Here is a 14,891-nt window from a genome sequence, read left to right as displayed (position 1 = left end):
TCGCCTTTATGGGGATGGTCGCCGCATGGTTCAATCATGCGTTATGGGATCGCAATGATGAATAAAGGCTGATCCCCGGCACGCTCACGATCAGAAAGGCAGTTTGAAGCCGGGCGGCAGCGGCAGGCCGGCGGTCATCTTGCCCATTTCGGCGCTGGACACTTCATCCGCCTTCTTGCGCGCATCGTTGAACGCGGCGGTGATAAGGTCCTCCAGCATCTGCTTTTCCGACACGGCGAGCAGGCTGTCGTCGATGGCGACGCCCAATATGCGCCCCTTGGCCGAGGCGCGGACCTTGACCAGTCCGCCGCCAGCGCTGCCCTCCACCTCCAGCTTGTCGAGATTTTCCTGGGCGCGTTGCAGTTCCTCCTGCACGCGGCTCGCCATGCCCAATATTTCGTTCAGATCCTTCATCGCTCTGCACTCCATTGTTCGAGCTCGTCGCCAAGCTCGGCATCGGGGAAAGCAGCCAACGCCGCCTTGACCACCGGGGTTTCCATGATTTCCGCACGGGCATCCGCCGCCTTGCGCATTTCCTGTTCCAGCAGGGTCGGCGCAGCAGGACCGTCGACGGCGCTGACGCGCCAGGCCGTGCCGGTCACCTCGCGCAGCGCCGGGTTCAGGCGGGCAAGGAAATCGGACGACAGGGAAGACGTCGGGGCATAGTCCAGTTCCGGCGCGGCATAGCGGACAAGGCCGATGCAATCATGCATTTCCTGCGCAAGTTGCCCCTTGCCGCGCTGCCAGAAGGCTTCGATCAGCTCTTCGAAGCTGGCCGGAAGTTTCGCGGCAGGTGATCCGGAGGGTATGGCGGCGGGCGCCTGCCCCGGAGCGGCGGCCGCAGGCGCGCCTTCGCGCAGCAGGCGGGCGATCTCGCCGGGGTCGGGCATGGTCGCGGCGTGCATCACGCGCAGCAGCGCCATTTCGCAGCTTTCGATCGGCAATGCCGCGCTGGCAACCTCTTCATGGCCTTTCAGCAGCAATTGCCATAGCCGGTGCAGCGGCGCGAAGCCGAGTTGCGAGGCCCAATCCGCCAGAGCCTCGCGCTCCTCCGCCGACTGGCCGGGATTGGCGATGTCGCGGCCCGCCTTCACTAGCGTCACCGCATGGACCAGTTCCAGCAGGCCACGCATCAGCGAGAGCGGCTCCACGCCAAGCGCATATTGATCGCGCACCGCGCCAAGCAGCGCGCCGGTGTCGCCTTCGAGCAGCAGGCCCAGCAGGCGGCGTGTGGCGCCCCTGTCGGAGAGGCCCAGCATGTCGCGAACCTGCATGGCGGTGACGAGCGGGGCGCCTTCGCCCATTTCCGCATGCGCTATGGCCTGGTCCAGGATGGACAGCCCGTCGCGGGCCGAACCCTCGGCGGCCTGGGCGATCAGCGCCAGCGCATCGGCTTCGGCGGCGACCGATTCCGCCTCCACCACATGGGCGAAATGGGCGGCGAGCAGTTCGGCGGGGATGCGGCGCAGGTCGAAGCGCTGGCAGCGCGACAGCACCGTCACCGGCACCTTGTTCACTTCCGTCGTGGCGAAGAGGAATTTCACATGCGCCGGCGGCTCCTCCAGCGTCTTCAGAAGCGCGTTGAAGGCGTTCTTGGACAGCATGTGAACTTCGTCGATGATATAGATCTTGTAGCGGGCCGAAACGGCGGCGTAGCGCACCGCCTCTATGATTTCCCGCACATCGTCGACGCCGGTATGGCTGGCGGCGTCCATTTCGACCACGTCGATATGGCGTCCCTCGGCAATGGCCATGCAGGGTTCGCAGACGCCGCAGGGATCGATGGTGGGACCGCCCTGCCCGTCCGGGCCGATGCAGTTCAGCGCCTTGGCGATGAGGCGCGCGGTTGAGGTTTTTCCCACGCCGCGCACGCCGGTCATCAGGAAGGCATGGGCCAGGCGTCCCCGGCGGATCGCATTGCCCAGCGTCTGGACCATCGCGTCCTGCCCGATCAGTTCCCGGAAATTGCGCGGGCGATATTTGCGCGCGAGCACGCGATAGGGCTGGGGGGAATCGGACATGCGAATCTTCTAGCCGTTCGTACGGGGCTTGGCGACCCGAAGGGCAGCCTTCATCGTTCCAACATCGAAAGAAGAAGTGGACGCCGTCAGGCCCGGTCCGAACGGATGCTGTTTGGAGGTGGGAGCCGGAACGACCCGCAGCGAAATCACTGTGGCTGCTTCCGTCAGGACCTGACCAGGTTCGCGACGACTACGTCCGCCCGACTCCCGGCGCGGCATATGGCGAAAGGTGGCGGTTATGGCAAGGGGCCAAGGAGAGGGATCGCCAGAAGAGAGCTGTATTCCCTGCAAGGTCGCGGCTTTATTCCAGCCCCGTCTTCTGCGCCTTCCCGACGAAATCCAGCGCCGCGCGGGCGGTTTCGGCTATGGCGGCTTCGGCGGCCCTGGCGTCGATGGTCGGGCGGTCGAGATAGATGGCGAGGATATATTCCTCGCCTGACGGGGCCTTTACAAGCGCCACGTCATTATAGGCAGTGCCGCAGCTTCCGGTCTTGCTGCCCGATGTCCAGCCCTTGGGCAGGCCCGCCTTGATCCGGTTGGCGCCGGTTGTGCTGGCATTGAGCCAGCCGCGCAGCTTTTCGGCGCTTTCCGGCGCGAGGTCGCGGAAGACCAGGCGGCCCATCAGGCCGGCCATGGCGGCGGGGCTGGTGGTGTCGCGCTCGTCGCCCTCGACATTCTCGTTGAGCGAGGGCTCATTGCGGTCGAGCCGCGTCACCATGTCGCCATGGGCGCGGATGAAGCGGGTCAGGCCCTCCGGCCCGCCGACCATCGGCAGCAGCAGGTTGGCGGCGCTGTTGTCGCTGACCTCCACGGCTGCCGCCGCCAGTTCCTCCATCGACATGCGGCCGCGCTTCACATTCTTCCTGACGACCGGAGCATAGTCCAGGAGATCGGACCTGGTGAAGCTGATCTGCCCCTCCAACCCGAACTTGCCGCCTTCCGCACCGGTCAGCACGGCGGCGGCGAGCGGGGCCTTGAAGGTCGAACACATGGCGAAGCGCTCGTCCCGGTTGAAGCCCAGCATCAAAACGCCCTTGCTGTCGACCAGCGCGACGCCCAGCCGGCCGCCGGTCGCGCTCTCTATCTCCTTGGGATTGCGCACGGATGCCAAAGCGGATTCGCTCACCATGTAGCGGGGCGCTGGCGGCAGGAGCGAAGGTCGCGGCGCCTCCTGCTGCGCGAAAGCCGGCGCGGCGAGCAGCAGGGCCGCAAGGATCAGGCGCTTCGACAAGCCTACATTCCCTGCATATTATAGGATTCGCCCGGAATGCGGACCGTCAGGCTGTCCAGCTTTTCGTCCAGCACGATCTGGCAGGACAGGCGGCTGGTTCGGGTCGCGGCGGCGGCAAGGTCCAGCATGTCCTCCTCATCCTCGCTCGCCCGCTTCAGCTTCGGGAAGTCGGCGGCATCGACGATGACATGGCAGGTGGAGCAGGCCATCTGCCCCTCGCAGGTTCCCTCGAGCGGCTGGCCCGCTGCCTGCGCGACCTCCAGCAACACGGCGCCTGTCGGCGCTTCGACCTCCTGCTTATGTTCTCCATCGGCGCTGATGAAGACGACCCTGGTCATGATATGCGTTCCCCGCTCTCTGTTGCCGCATGATGCGAAAAACGGTCTTCCGCTCTTTCGCACGACGCTTCATGGCGCCCATATTTGGGCTGCCCTGTTCACTGCCTCCGCCGCATCCCCCAATTCGGCCAGTGTCGTGTACCGGCCGAAGCCGATCCGCACCGATCCGCGCGCCTCCGCGTCTGAAAGGCCGAGTGCGCGCAGCACATGGCTAGGCCGCCCGGACCCACTTGCGCAAGCGCTGCCGAGCGAAAAAGCGACATCGCGGCATTCCGACAACAACCGCGCGCCGTCGACTCCTGCCCTTCGGAGGTTCAGATTGCCATGATAGCGCAAATCCTCGCTGCCGTTGACCGTCCATTGGGAGAAGAGGCCATGGGCGGCGCTCCAGAGCGCTTCCACATGCAGGCGGTCGCTTTCCGCGCGTTCGCGCATCAGCCGGGCGGCGGCCCCGAAACCCGCGCACAGAGCCGGCGAAAGGGTGCCCGAACGCAGGCCGCCCTCCTGGCCGCCGCCGTGGATGATCGGCGTGAGAGTCACGTCCTCGCGCAGCCAGAGCGCCCCGATGCCTTTCGGCCCATGGATCTTGTGGGCGCTGATCGCGATCATGTCGCAGCGGGGCGCGATGGGCACGCGGCCATAGCCCTGCACGGCGTCGCAGAGGAACAGCGCGCCTGCGCTGTGCGCAAGGTCGGCCAGCTCCGCAACAGGCTGGATGACGCCGATCTCGTTATTGACCAGCATGGCCGCGACGAGCGCCGTGCCGGGACGGATCGCCCTGGCGGCTTCTTCAAGGTCGACGATCCCGTCGGGACCGACCGGCAGGATCGTGACGTCCCGACCCGTCCGGCGCAGCGCGTCGACCGTGTCGAGGACGGCGGCATGTTCGGTGGCGATGGTGACGATGCCGCCCGGCGGAGCGCCCTGGATCGCCATGTTGAGCGCCTCGGTCGCGCCGGAGGTGAAGATCAGGCGGCCGCCATCGGGCAGCAGCTTCAGGATTTCCGCGCGGGCAAGATCGACCTGCGCGGTGGCGGCGCGGCCCAGCCTGTGGGCACTGTGCGGATTGGCGAACTGGTCGCGGAGCAGGGGGACCATCGCATCGAAGGCTTCGGGCGCGAGAGGCGTCGTCGCCTGATAATCGAGATAGATCGTCACCGGGCCCGCCCCGCCATCCGGGTCCAGGCCGCGGCGAAGCGATCCAGATCCTTCTCGCTCGTATCCGGGCCGAAGCTGACCCGGACGACTTCGCCCGCCCGCGCATCGTCCCAGCCCATGGCATGGAGGACATGGCTGGTCTTGAGCGAACCCGAAGAACAGGCGCTGCCGGCGGAAACGGAAATGCCGGCGAGGTCGAACTGGATAAGCTGGGCGCGGGCGGAAAGGCCGGGCATGCGATAGCTGGCGATGGTCGGGATGCGCGGGGCATTGCGGGCGACGATCTCTCCGCCGGCCGCTTCGATGGCGGCGTCGAGCCGCGCGCGAAGGATCGCGGCTTTGGAAAGCCAGTCCGTGCGCGCGTCGAGCGCCGCCGCCATGGCGAGGATGGCGGGCAGGTTTTCGGTGCCGGGGCGATAGCCCTGCTCCTGACCGCCGCTCGGGCGGATCAGCGCAAGATCCTTGATCAGAAGCGCGCCCGTGCCCGGAGGACCGCCGAATTTATGCGCGCTGATCGCGATCATGTCGGCATCCGGGAGGGGGAGTTTGCCTGCACTCTGGGCGCAGTCCGCGAAAAGGACGGCACCCTTGCGGTCTATCGCGTCGAGAGGCTGGATGACCCCGGTTTCGTTGTTGACATGCTGGATGGCAAGGATGGTCTCATGCCCCTCCTCCTCGCAAAGGGGGGAAGGACCAAGGAGAAGGCCATTTGCGTCCACCTGAAGCCGCTCGGCCTGGGGCGTGACGCGCAGGACCGAATCATGTTCGACGGGAGAGGTCAGGATGCGGTCAAAGCTGGCGCGGCCCAGCGCGATGGCGATGGCTTCGCTCGCGCCGGAGGTGAAGATGATCTGCCCGCCCCATCCCAGCGCCGCGCCGATGCGCCGCCGGGCATCCTCCAGCAGGGCGCGGGCGGCGCGGCCGTCGCCATGGGGGCTGGACGGGTTGGACCAGTTCTCCATCGCCTCGACCATCGCTGCCCTTGCCTGGGGCAGGATCGGCGTGGTGGCGGCGTGATCCAGATAGAGACGGTCGGAAGCCACGGATTTGGGAAGACTCATTGATTGCGGAAATGGTGGCGACTTCTATATAGGCGGTCTGTCGCGCAGCGCCAGCACTGGCTGCTGCGCCCTCTCCATTCGCGGCTCGCCCGGTTTCGGGTTGGGCCGCCCAGAACCATAACAGGTGCCATGCCCGACGTTATTTTCCCCGGACCCGAAGGTCGCCTCGAAGGCCGCTTCAGCCCGCCGCCCCGCCCCCGCGCGCCCGTCGCGATGATCCTGCATCCGCACCCGCAGGGCGGCGGCACGATGAACGACCGCATCACCCAGGCGCTCTACAAGACCTTCGTGCGGCGCGGCTTCGCCACCTTGCGCTTCAACTTCCGGGGCGTCGGGCGCAGCCAGGGCACGTTCGACAACGGCATTGGCGAACTGTCGGATGCCGCCGCTGCGCTCGACTGGGTGCAGAGCTTCCATCCGGAGGCGCAGACAACCTGGATCGCCGGCTTCTCCTTCGGTGCGTGGATCGGCATGCAGCTTTTGATGCGCCGTCCGGAAATCCGGGGCTTCATCTCGGTGGCGCCGCCGGCGAACATGTATGACTTCTCCTTCCTGGCGCCCTGCCCCTCCTCCGGCATCATCGTGCAGGGGACGGCGGACGAGGTCGTGACGGCAAGCGCCGTGCAGAAGCTGGTGGACAAGCTGCGCACGCAGAAGGGCATCACCATCCACCATGACGAAATCCGTGGCGCGAACCATTTTTTCGAGCATGAACTGGACCAGCTTATGAAGTCGGTCGACAATTATCTCGACATGCGCCTGTCGCCGGATTCTCCGATCCGATAAGGCGATTGCCGCTGTTCGAGGTGGAGGGGCTGCTGCGGCGGCCCCTTTTCTTTTTGGCCCATCGTACATGGTCCTCCGGCAAGGGAATGGAAGCTGCGGTTGAGGCGGCTGAGGAATTTTGCGCTTGGCCCGTCGGCATGCGGGCTTTAGCGGCAGCGCCCCATGACCGATCCGAAGAACGACGTCCGCCTGATCTGGAGCCGCTATTACAGCGCCTTCGTCCCCGCTCCCGCCGGTCCCGGCTTCCTGGACCGGCTGAAGGCGGCGAGCGGCGCCATTGGCGGCATCGCCGTTACCGGGCTGCTCTGCGGACTGATGCTGGGAAACGGGATCGCCCATCCACTGCTGGTCGCCCCCATGGGCGCATCGGCAGTGCTGCTTTTTGCCGTGCCCGCCAGTCCACTGGCCCAGCCCTGGCCGGTATTGGGCGGCAATATCATATCGGCACTGGTCGGAGTCATGGTGGTCCGGCTGATCCCCGATCCCACCATCGCCGCCGCGCTGGCGGTAGGCTGCGCGATCGGCGCCATGTCGGTGCTGCGCTGCCTCCACCCGCCCGGAGGCGCCGTCGCCCTCTCCGCCGTACTGGGCGCGACGCATGGCGCGCCGAGCTATATGTTCGCGATCGTGCCTGTCGGCGTGAACACGGCGCTGCTCGTGACCGTCGCAATCCTCTTCCACCGGCTGGCCGGGCACAGCTATCCCCATGTCGCGGCCAAGGCGGCGACCACCCATGGCACCAGCGACCCCGCGCCGATCCTGCGCACGCCGTCCGAACAGGACGTGGAGGAAGCGCTGAACGCCTATGGCGACAGGCTGGACGTGAATGCGGCCGACTTGCAGGCGGTGCTGCACGATGCGGAAATGCGGGCGGCCGAGCGGGCGCATGGCAGGCTGACGTGCGGCGAGATCATGTCGCGCGATGTCGTCACCGTGCGGGCGGGCCAGCCGGTGGCCGCGGCGCGGCAATTGCTGCACGATCGGCGGCTGCTGTCGCTTCCCGTGCTGGACGATGCCGGCCGTGTTCAAGGCGTGGTGGGCCCGCTGGATCTGGCGAGAGAAGGCGGGCGGGTGCAGGACATCGCGTCCGAGCCCTATATCGTGCATGCGGATACGCCCGTGGCGGCTCTGCTGCGGCCATTGACCAGCGGTGCCCGGCGCGAGGCGATCGTGGTCGATGACGATCGGCGGCTATGCGGCCTAGTTACCCAGACCGACCTGCTGACGGCGATGGCCTTTCGGGCCTAGCGGGCGTTTTCCAGCACCGGCAGGTCCGGCCCGGGAATCGCGGAGATGGCGACATTGCCGAACATCACCAGTCCGGCGAGGATCATCAGCGTGCCCCGTTTACGGTCGCCCTTCTTCACGATGGCGTAGGCGCCGCCGCCGGTCAGCGCCATGCCTGCGAGCATCAATATGGATAAAATCGTGCCAGCCATGAAGCAGGCCATAGGTCGGCCGGTGGACTGTGGCAATATCGCGGCGCTGCCCCTATGAGGCGCGGGAACGAATCACCTTTTGCGTGAGTGGACAACCTTATCGTGAAAATCGCCATCGCTTCCGACCATGCCGCCGTCGATCTGAAGGCGGAACTTGCCGACTGGCTGCGCGGCGAAGGGCATGAGGTCGACGATCTGGGTCCAGCGACTGCCGACCGCGTGGATTATCCCGATTTCGGTTACAAGCTGGCGAAGGCGGTGGCGTCCGGCGCCGCCGAACGCGGCATTGCGCTCTGCGGATCGGGCATCGGCATTTCCATCGCCGTGAACCGCAACCCCGCCTGCCGCTGCGCTCTGGTGTCGGAGCCGTTGTCGGCCGCGCTCAGCCGCGAGCATAATGATGCCAATGTCCTCGCCATGGGCGCGCGCCTGACCGGCGTCGACATGGCCAAGGCCTGCGTCTCCGCCTTCCTTTCCACCGATTTCGGCGGTGGCCGCCATGCCGGCCGCGTTGAAAAGCTCTCCCATCCCGCGCTTTAAGGAGCCTGCCCTATGAGCACCGCTACCCTCACCCAGCCCGACCTGTCGGACATCCGCTCCGAAGGCTATTTCACGCGCAGCCTGGCCGATGCCGATCCGGCGGTGTTCGCGGGCGTCACCAGGGAATTGAAGCGCGAGCAGAACCAGATCGAGCTGATCGCTTCGGAAAATATCGTATCCAGGGCGGTGCTGGAGGCGCAGGGTTCGGTCTTCACCAACAAATATGCCGAAGGCTATCCCGGCAAGCGCTATTATCAGGGCTGCGCCCCGTCGGACGAGGTCGAGCAGCTGGCCATCGACCGCGCGAAGGAAATCTTCAACTGTGGCTTCGTCAATGTGCAGCCCCATTCGGGCGCGCAGGCGAACGGCGCGGTGATGCTGGCGCTGACCAAGCCGGGCGACACCATCATGGGCCTGTCGCTCGATGCAGGCGGTCACCTGACCCATGGCGCGAAGCCCGCGCTGTCGGGCAAATGGTACAATGCCGTGCAATATGGCGTGCGCGAGGATACGCACCTCATCGATTATGACGCGCTGGAGGCGCAGGCGATCGAAGCAAAGCCCACGCTGATCATCGCGGGCGGTTCGGCCTATCCCCGCCACCTCGACTTCGCCCGCTTCCGCGCGATCGCGGACAAGGTCGGCGCGCTGCTGATGGTGGACATGGCGCATTTTGCCGGACTGGTGGCTGGCGGGGCGCATCCGACGCCATTTGGCCATGCCCATGTCGTGACCACCACCACGCACAAGACCCTGCGCGGTCCGCGTGGCGGCATGATCCTGACCGATGACGAGGCCATTGCGAAGAAGATCAATTCGGCGGTGTTCCCCGGCCTTCAGGGCGGGCCGCTGATGCATGTGATCGCGGCGAAGGCGGTTGCCTTCGGCGAGGCGCTGCGTCCTGAATTCAGGACTTATGCGCAGGCGATCGTCACCAATGCAAAGGCGCTGGCTTCGAAGCTGGAGCAGCGCGGCCTTGCGGTCGTTTCCGGCGGCACCGACACGCATCTCGCCCTGATCGACCTGCGCCCCTACGGCATTTCGGGCAAGGATGCGGACGAGGCGCTGGAACGCAGCTTCATCACCTGCAACAAGAATGGCGTGCCGGGCGATCCGCTGCCGCCGACCAAGACCAGCGGTATTCGGGTTGGTTCCCCTGCGGGAACGACGCGCGGGTTCGGCGTTGCGGAGTTCGAGGCCATTGGCGACATGATCGCGGACGTTCTGGAGGGGCTGCGCGATCATGGCGAGCATGGCGACGCAGCCGTGGAAGCCAATGTGCGCGACCGCGTCTTCGCCCTCTGCGCCCGTTTCCCGATCTACGAAGGGTAAGCGCCCTTGCGTTGCCCCTTCTGCGCCCATGACGACAGCCAGGTGAAGGACAGCCGCCCGACGGAGGATGGCGCCGCCATCCGCCGCCGGCGTCAGTGCGAAGCCTGCGGCGCGCGCTTCACCACCTTCGAACGGATACAGCTCCGCGACATCTGGGTGGTGAAGAGCGAGGGACGCAAGGAAGCCTTCGACCGGGACAAGCTGGCGCGCTCCATCGGCATCGCCTGCCGGAAGCGGCCGATCGATCCCAGTCGGCTGGAGAAGCTGATCTCCGGCATCCAGCGGCAGTTGGAGACGTCAGGCGACGGCGAAGTTCCAGCGCGGGCGATTGGGGAAATGGTGATGGAAGGGCTGAAACGCCTCGACAGCGTTGCCTATATCCGCTTCGCCAGCGTGTACAAGGACTTCACCGATGCTCGGGATTTCGAGGATTTCGCCTCCACGGTGAAGGAGGTCGGGAGTGATTGAGGGCTCTCATGCCTCCCTCAACCTCCGTTCGTCCTGAGTAGCCATTGAGCCTGTCGAAATGGCGTATCGAAGGACCTTGCCATGACATTCCACGCCTATATGCTGCGCTGTTCGGACGGCAGCTATTATCTGGGGCACGCGGATAATCTGGAAAGCCGCATCGCTCAGCATCAAGCTGGCGAAATTGCAGGATATACGCAGAACCGACGGCCAGTGTCTCTGGTCTGGCAACAGGATTTCGGAACTCGCGAAGAAGCACTGTCCGCTGAGCAGCAGGTCAAAGGCTGGTCGCGGAAGAAAAAGGAAGCGCTGATCGCTGGCGACTGGGACATGATCAGTCTGCTCGCGCGCAAGTCCTTCGATACGGGGCTTCGACAAGCTCAGCCCCTACTCAGGACGAACGGTAACATGGAAAAAATTACGCCCCTCACGCCCGTTATCGTGCTCGTCCGCCCGCAACTTGGCGAGAATATCGGCAAGGCGGCGCGGGCCATGCTGAATTTCGGCCTGACCGAGATGCGGCTGGTGTCGCCCCGCGACGGCTGGCCCAATCCGGATGCCGGGCCGTCTGCGGCCGGCGCCGATGTGGTGCTGGACAAGGCGGAAGTGTTCGAATCGCTGGCCGACGCCGTGGCCGATTGCGCGCATGTCTATGCGACGACCGTGCGCAAGCGCGGCGTGACCAAGCCGGTGGTGACGCCCGAAGAGGCGGCGCGGGAGGTCCACGCCGTTGCCGGGCGCTCCGCCTATGTGTTCGGGCCGGAGCGGTCGGGACTGGAGACAGAGGATGTGGCGCTGGCGCGGAAAATCCTGACGGTGCCGATCAATCCGGAATTCGGATCGCTCAATCTGGCGCAGGCGGTGATCCTGTGCGCCTATGAATGGTCGAAGCAGTCCTCCCTGGAGCAGCCGACGGTGGTCGATCTGGGCGAACCGGCGCCGCAGTCGGAACTGGAAGGAATGATCGCGCAGTTCGAGAATCTGCTGGAAGGCGCAGGCTATTTCTTCCCGCCGGACCGTGCGCCCGCAACCAAGCGGACCTTGCGGAACCTGCTGACCAAGCCGGGCTGGAACCATCTGGAGGTGCGGACTTTGCGCGGAGTGTTGTCCGCATTGGGCAATCCACGGTCGCGCTGAAGGCTGAGCGCAGCCCGTTCCTGCCAAGGCAGGCGCAGGTCACATCAAGCGTTTCGTCGATCGAACTCAGTCATCTCATACGCGATCGAGGCTTCGACCAACTGATCCCACAGCTTCGCGATCGCCTCCCCGGGCAAGCCCAGCCGTTCCGCTTCGGCGCGTGCATTTGCAATGACTTCCGCCTTGCGCGTTTCGTCACGGACCGCGCCACGCTCCGGCTTGATGCGGGCGGCGGCGCGCATATGGGCGAAACGCTGGGCGAGAAGGGCGACAAGCTGGCGGTCGAGTTCGTCCACGCCTGCGCGGACTTCGGCCATGGTCGTGTAGCTTTCGGGGTTCATGGCCCGCTCACCTAAGCCGGGAACACCGGCCTGTCGAGGGTTGACATGCCCCCCGCCCTTCGTCATAGGCGCCGCTTCGCGATTGGCTCCGCATCCCGGTGAAGCGGTGGCCCTGCCCCTGAAATATGGATCGCAGGCGATACCGGGGACAACGTTATAAGCAATTGTCTTAGGAATATATCATGTCGAAGCGTTCAAGCGCCAAGTACAAACTCGACCGCCGCATGGGCGAGAACATCTGGGGCCGCCCGAAGAGCCCGGTCAACAAGCGTGAATATGGCCCCGGCCAGCATGGCCAGCGCCGCAAGGGCAAGATGTCCGACTATGGCATTCAGCTCCGCGCCAAGCAGAAGCTGAAGGGCTATTATGGCGACGTCACCGAAAAGCAGTTCAAGAAGGCCTATATCGAAGCCGCCCGTCTGAAGGGCGACACCGGCCAGAACCTGATCGGCCTGCTGGAGCGCCGCCTTGACGCCGTCGTCTATCGCGCCAAGTTCGCTCCGACCATCTGGTCGGCCCGTCAGCTCGTGTCGCATGGCCACATCTATGTGAACGGCGTGAAGTGCAACATTGCGTCGCGTCTGGTGAAGCCGGGCGATGAGATCACGCTGGGCAAGAAGGCACAGGAAATGGCGCTCGTCCTGGAGGCTCAGGGCCTGCCCGAGCGCGACATTCCCGACTATGTCGTCGCGGACGGCGCTGCCAAGGTCACCTATGTCCGCGTGCCGACGCTGGATGAAGTGCCCTATCCGGTGAAGATGGAACCCAATCTGGTCGTCGAATTCTATTCGCGCTGATCCGGTTTCGCTTCCGGCGAGACATTCAGGAAGGCGGTCCTTCGGGGCCGCCTTTTTTGTTTGTCCGCTCGGCTTGTTTGACGGCAGGCCAACTGGCATCAATGGAGCATTCGCAGTCTTTTCAAAGGCCTTGCCATGCGCGTGCTTTTCCTGACCTCTCTCATCGCCCTTGCCAGCGGGGGCGCGGCGATTGCCGCTTCGACCGACGGCGGTCCTTCGATCGATACGATGAAGGAGGTCGTGAAGGAGATTTCCTCGGACGCCTATGAAGGACGCGCGCCCGGAACGGCGGGGGAGGAGAAGACCCTTGCCTATCTGGTGCAGCGTTTCGAGGCGCTGGGGCTGAAGCCCGGCAACAAGGGAAGCTGGTTCCAGGACGTGCCGCTGGTCGAGATCGACGCGAAGAATGTGTCGCCGCTCCGCTTCACCGGCGGCAAGACGGCGGTTTCGGCCAGTTACGGTCCTGAGATGGTGATCGCCACCTACCGCACCGGCCAGCCGCATATCGAGGTGAAGGACAGTCCGGTCGTCTTTGTCGGCTATGGCATCCACGCGCCGGAGAAAAAGTGGAACGACTATGCCGGCGTCGATGTGAAGGGCAAGACGGTCCTCATCCTGGTGAACGATCCGGATTACCAGACGCCCACGCTCCGCGGCCCGTTCAACGGGCGGGCAATGACCTATTATGGCCGCTGGACCTACAAGTTCGAGGAAGCGGCGCGGCAGGGCGCGGCGGCGGCGATCATCGTGCACGACACGGTGCCGGCCGCCTATGGCTGGAACGTCGTGCAGTCGAGCTGGACCGGCGCGCAACATGTCGCGGACAGCGCCAATGGCAATGCGGACCAGTCGGCGGCCATCGGCTGGATGCAGAAGGACAAGGCCGCGGCGCTGGTGGCGAGTGCGGGCCTCAATCTCGACGCGCTGACGGCGGCGGCGAAGAAGCGCGGGTTCAAGGCGGTCCCGCTGAAGGGCGTGAAGGCCAGCGTCTCCTTCGACAACGCCATTCGCAGGCATAGTTCGAAGAATGTCGTCGCCCTCCTTCCCGGCAGGACGCGGCCTGACGAATATGTGCTCTATGCCGCGCATTGGGACCATCTGGGCCATTGCGAGGCGGCCCCAGACGGCGACGACATCTGCAACGGCGCGATCGACAATGCCACGGGAACGGCGGCGCTGGTCGCGCTGGCGGAGGCGAATGTGAAAGCTGGGGCGACGGATCGCAGCCAGGTCTTTCTCGCGGTGACGGCGGAGGAGTCGGGCCTGCTGGGATCGGCCTATTATGGCAACCATCCCGTCTTTCCGCTCAGCCAGACCGTGGGCGGCGTCAACATGGACGCACTCAGCATGGCGGGCCCTGCGAAGAATGTCGTGGTGATCGGCAAGGGCAAGTCGCAGCTTGACGCCTATCTCGACCGCGCGCTGGCGGCGCAGAAGCGGGTCGCCAGCCTGGAGCCGACGCCGGAGAAAGGCTTTTACTACCGCTCAGACCATTTCAGCTTCGCCAAGCATGGCGTGCCGATGCTCTATTTCGAAGGGGGGCAGGATCTGGTGAAGGGCGGGCCCGCCGCGGGCGCAAAGGCGGCCAAGGACTATGAAGAGCATCGCTATCACGGCCCCAAGGATGAATATGATCCCAAATGGGACTGGAGTGGAGTGAAGGCCGACCTGAAGCTCTATTATGATGTAGGGCGGGCGCTGGCGAACACGACCGACTGGCCCAATTGGATGCCGGGCGACGAGTTCCGGGCGATCCGCGACAGGAGCCGGGCGACGAAATGACGGATTTCCGCCATTTCGAGCAAAATCCTGCGCCGAAGTTCACACCATATGCGCGCGCGTGCCTGCGCGCGCGTAGGCGTGGCGAAGCGATTGGCAGGACGTTTCAAAGAGCGGTGCGGAGATAGGCCGGGCGGCGCGGAATAGGACAGACCTGAATTGCCTTCATCTAGAAATAGGATGCTTTTGGAAGCACCTGTTGCCGATTGGACACGCACCGCGTGAGGTGTCCCGTTTGGGGTGGAGGCGACCAGAAATTGCCGCTCAAACGGTTTGCCCTATAGCTCAAAAGCCGACACAGTTTACCGATGATAAAAGTTCCGAGCCTGATAGACCGGTTCCCAACGGTGTCGTTGATGTGCGGTCTTCTATTATTCGCGGGAGGCGGCGTCACCGCCTACTATTCCATCTTGGCAGTAGGGGTGAGCGATGGTCCCGGCCTGATCACTGCACGCTTGATGCT

16 protein-coding genes and 1 other RNA gene are annotated in these 14,891 nt (G+C 65.0%); 8 read left to right on the top strand and 9 right to left on the bottom strand.

Going from position 1 to position 14,891, the window contains the following annotated elements:
* Window positions 1-90: 90 nt before the first annotated feature.
* The 7 genes from LDB29_RS05150 to LDB29_RS05120 all read right to left on the bottom strand — a co-directional run bounded on the left by LDB29_RS05150 (window position 91) and on the right by LDB29_RS05120 (window position 5,791).
* Entirely contained in the window at window positions 91-414 is a 324-nt protein-coding gene (locus LDB29_RS05150) for a YbaB/EbfC family nucleoid-associated protein (RefSeq protein ID WP_025549830.1), read from the bottom strand.
* Window positions 411-2,021 (bottom strand): DNA polymerase III subunit gamma/tau, encoded by a 1,611-nt coding sequence (locus tag LDB29_RS05145; RefSeq protein WP_099185792.1) that lies wholly within the window; start codon window positions 2,019-2,021, stop codon window positions 411-413. The genes LDB29_RS05150 and LDB29_RS05145 overlap by 4 nt, the downstream gene beginning before the upstream one ends.
* A 114-nt stretch (window positions 2,022-2,135) precedes the next feature.
* Window positions 2,136-2,233: signal recognition particle sRNA small type (gene ffs / locus LDB29_RS05140), an RNA gene on the bottom strand.
* Window positions 2,234-2,322: 89 nt separating this feature from the next.
* The gene (gene blaSGM / locus LDB29_RS05135) at window positions 2,323-3,240 is read right to left on the bottom strand and encodes an SGM family class A beta-lactamase (RefSeq protein ID WP_373278246.1); all 918 of its coding nucleotides are present in this window, start codon (window positions 3,238-3,240) and stop codon (window positions 2,323-2,325) included.
* 14 nt (window positions 3,241-3,254) lie between these two features.
* Complete coding sequence (locus LDB29_RS05130; RefSeq protein ID WP_025549833.1) at window positions 3,255-3,590, bottom strand: 2Fe-2S iron-sulfur cluster-binding protein; 336 nt, start codon at window positions 3,588-3,590, stop codon at window positions 3,255-3,257.
* Window positions 3,591-3,659: 69 nt separating this feature from the next.
* Window positions 3,660-4,748, bottom strand: a complete 1,089-nt coding sequence (locus tag LDB29_RS05125) for a cysteine desulfurase family protein (protein ID WP_025549834.1) — start codon at window positions 4,746-4,748, stop codon at window positions 3,660-3,662.
* Window positions 4,745-5,791: a cysteine desulfurase family protein gene (locus LDB29_RS05120; protein ID WP_025549835.1), complete on the bottom strand. Its 1,047-nt coding sequence runs from the start codon at window positions 5,789-5,791 to the stop codon at window positions 4,745-4,747. The genes LDB29_RS05125 and LDB29_RS05120 overlap by 4 nt, the downstream gene beginning before the upstream one ends.
* Before the next feature lie 147 nt (window positions 5,792-5,938).
* Here LDB29_RS05120 and LDB29_RS05115 point away from each other — a divergent pair, with 147 nt between their 5' ends.
* Window positions 5,939-6,595, top strand: coding sequence for an alpha/beta hydrolase (locus LDB29_RS05115; RefSeq protein WP_013040443.1), 657 nt, complete (start codon window positions 5,939-5,941; stop codon window positions 6,593-6,595).
* Window positions 6,596-6,757: 162 nt separating this feature from the next.
* Entirely contained in the window at window positions 6,758-7,843 is a 1,086-nt protein-coding gene (locus LDB29_RS05110; protein ID WP_025549836.1) for an HPP family protein, read from the top strand.
* Here LDB29_RS05110 and LDB29_RS05105 read toward each other — a convergent pair.
* Window positions 7,840-8,034 carry a hypothetical protein gene (locus LDB29_RS05105; RefSeq protein ID WP_025549837.1) on the bottom strand — a complete coding sequence of 65 codons (195 nt, stop codon included), beginning with the start codon at window positions 8,032-8,034 and terminating at the stop codon, window positions 7,840-7,842. The genes LDB29_RS05110 and LDB29_RS05105 overlap by 4 nt on opposite strands.
* 102 nt (window positions 8,035-8,136) lie before the next feature.
* Between LDB29_RS05105 and rpiB the strand changes: the two genes are divergently transcribed.
* The 4 genes from rpiB to LDB29_RS05085 all read left to right on the top strand — a co-directional run bounded on the left by rpiB (window position 8,137) and on the right by LDB29_RS05085 (window position 11,511).
* A complete protein-coding gene (rpiB, locus tag LDB29_RS05100; RefSeq protein WP_025549838.1) occupies window positions 8,137-8,574 on the top strand; it encodes a ribose 5-phosphate isomerase B in 438 nt (145 codons plus the stop codon).
* A gap of 12 nt (window positions 8,575-8,586) precedes the next feature.
* A complete protein-coding gene (glyA, locus tag LDB29_RS05095; protein WP_099185793.1) occupies window positions 8,587-9,906 on the top strand; it encodes a serine hydroxymethyltransferase in 1,320 nt (439 codons plus the stop codon).
* Window positions 9,907-9,912: 6 nt separating this feature from the next.
* Entirely contained in the window at window positions 9,913-10,374 is a 462-nt protein-coding gene (gene nrdR / locus LDB29_RS05090) for a transcriptional regulator NrdR (RefSeq protein WP_013040447.1), read from the top strand.
* 81 nt (window positions 10,375-10,455) lie between these two features.
* Window positions 10,456-11,511: a TrmJ/YjtD family RNA methyltransferase gene (locus LDB29_RS05085; RefSeq protein ID WP_099185794.1), complete on the top strand. Its 1,056-nt coding sequence runs from the start codon at window positions 10,456-10,458 to the stop codon at window positions 11,509-11,511.
* Window positions 11,512-11,555: 44 nt separating this feature from the next.
* Here the strand turns inward: LDB29_RS05085 and LDB29_RS05080 are convergent, their stop codons facing one another.
* The gene (locus tag LDB29_RS05080; protein WP_025549840.1) at window positions 11,556-11,852 is read right to left on the bottom strand and encodes a chorismate mutase; all 297 of its coding nucleotides are present in this window, start codon (window positions 11,850-11,852) and stop codon (window positions 11,556-11,558) included.
* 182 nt (window positions 11,853-12,034) lie between these two features.
* Between LDB29_RS05080 and rpsD the strand changes: the two genes are divergently transcribed.
* Window positions 12,035-12,649: a 30S ribosomal protein S4 gene (gene rpsD, locus LDB29_RS05075; protein ID WP_025549841.1), complete on the top strand. Its 615-nt coding sequence runs from the start codon at window positions 12,035-12,037 to the stop codon at window positions 12,647-12,649.
* A 135-nt stretch (window positions 12,650-12,784) separates the two neighbouring features.
* Complete coding sequence (locus LDB29_RS05070) at window positions 12,785-14,431, top strand: M28 family metallopeptidase (protein WP_025549842.1); 1,647 nt, start codon at window positions 12,785-12,787, stop codon at window positions 14,429-14,431.
* Window positions 14,432-14,891 lie beyond the last annotated feature (460 nt).

It is taken from the genome of Sphingobium sp. CFD-2, assembly GCF_024611135.1.
GTDB lineage: Bacteria > Pseudomonadota > Alphaproteobacteria > Sphingomonadales > Sphingomonadaceae > Sphingobium > Sphingobium fuliginis.
This window is presented reverse-complemented; position numbering and strand designations above follow the sequence as displayed.

Coding starts and splice junctions, on each gene's coding strand:
- LDB29_RS05105 (WP_025549837.1), bottom strand. CDS start 8,034: ATGGCTGGCACGATTTTATCCATATTGATGCTCGCAGGCATGGCGCTG.
- glyA (WP_099185793.1), top strand. CDS start 8,587: ATGAGCACCGCTACCCTCACCCAGCCCGACCTGTCGGACATCCGCTCC.
- LDB29_RS05115 (WP_013040443.1), top strand. CDS start 5,939: ATGCCCGACGTTATTTTCCCCGGACCCGAAGGTCGCCTCGAAGGCCGC.
- LDB29_RS05085 (WP_099185794.1), top strand. CDS start 10,456: ATGACATTCCACGCCTATATGCTGCGCTGTTCGGACGGCAGCTATTAT.
- LDB29_RS05145 (WP_099185792.1), bottom strand. CDS start 2,021: ATGTCCGATTCCCCCCAGCCCTATCGCGTGCTCGCGCGCAAATATCGC.
- LDB29_RS05130 (WP_025549833.1), bottom strand. CDS start 3,590: ATGACCAGGGTCGTCTTCATCAGCGCCGATGGAGAACATAAGCAGGAG.
- LDB29_RS05080 (WP_025549840.1), bottom strand. CDS start 11,852: ATGAACCCCGAAAGCTACACGACCATGGCCGAAGTCCGCGCAGGCGTG.
- LDB29_RS05110 (WP_025549836.1), top strand. CDS start 6,758: ATGACCGATCCGAAGAACGACGTCCGCCTGATCTGGAGCCGCTATTAC.
- LDB29_RS05070 (WP_025549842.1), top strand. CDS start 12,785: ATGCGCGTGCTTTTCCTGACCTCTCTCATCGCCCTTGCCAGCGGGGGC.
- LDB29_RS05150 (WP_025549830.1), bottom strand. CDS start 414: ATGAAGGATCTGAACGAAATATTGGGCATGGCGAGCCGCGTGCAGGAG.
- rpsD (WP_025549841.1), top strand. CDS start 12,035: ATGTCGAAGCGTTCAAGCGCCAAGTACAAACTCGACCGCCGCATGGGC.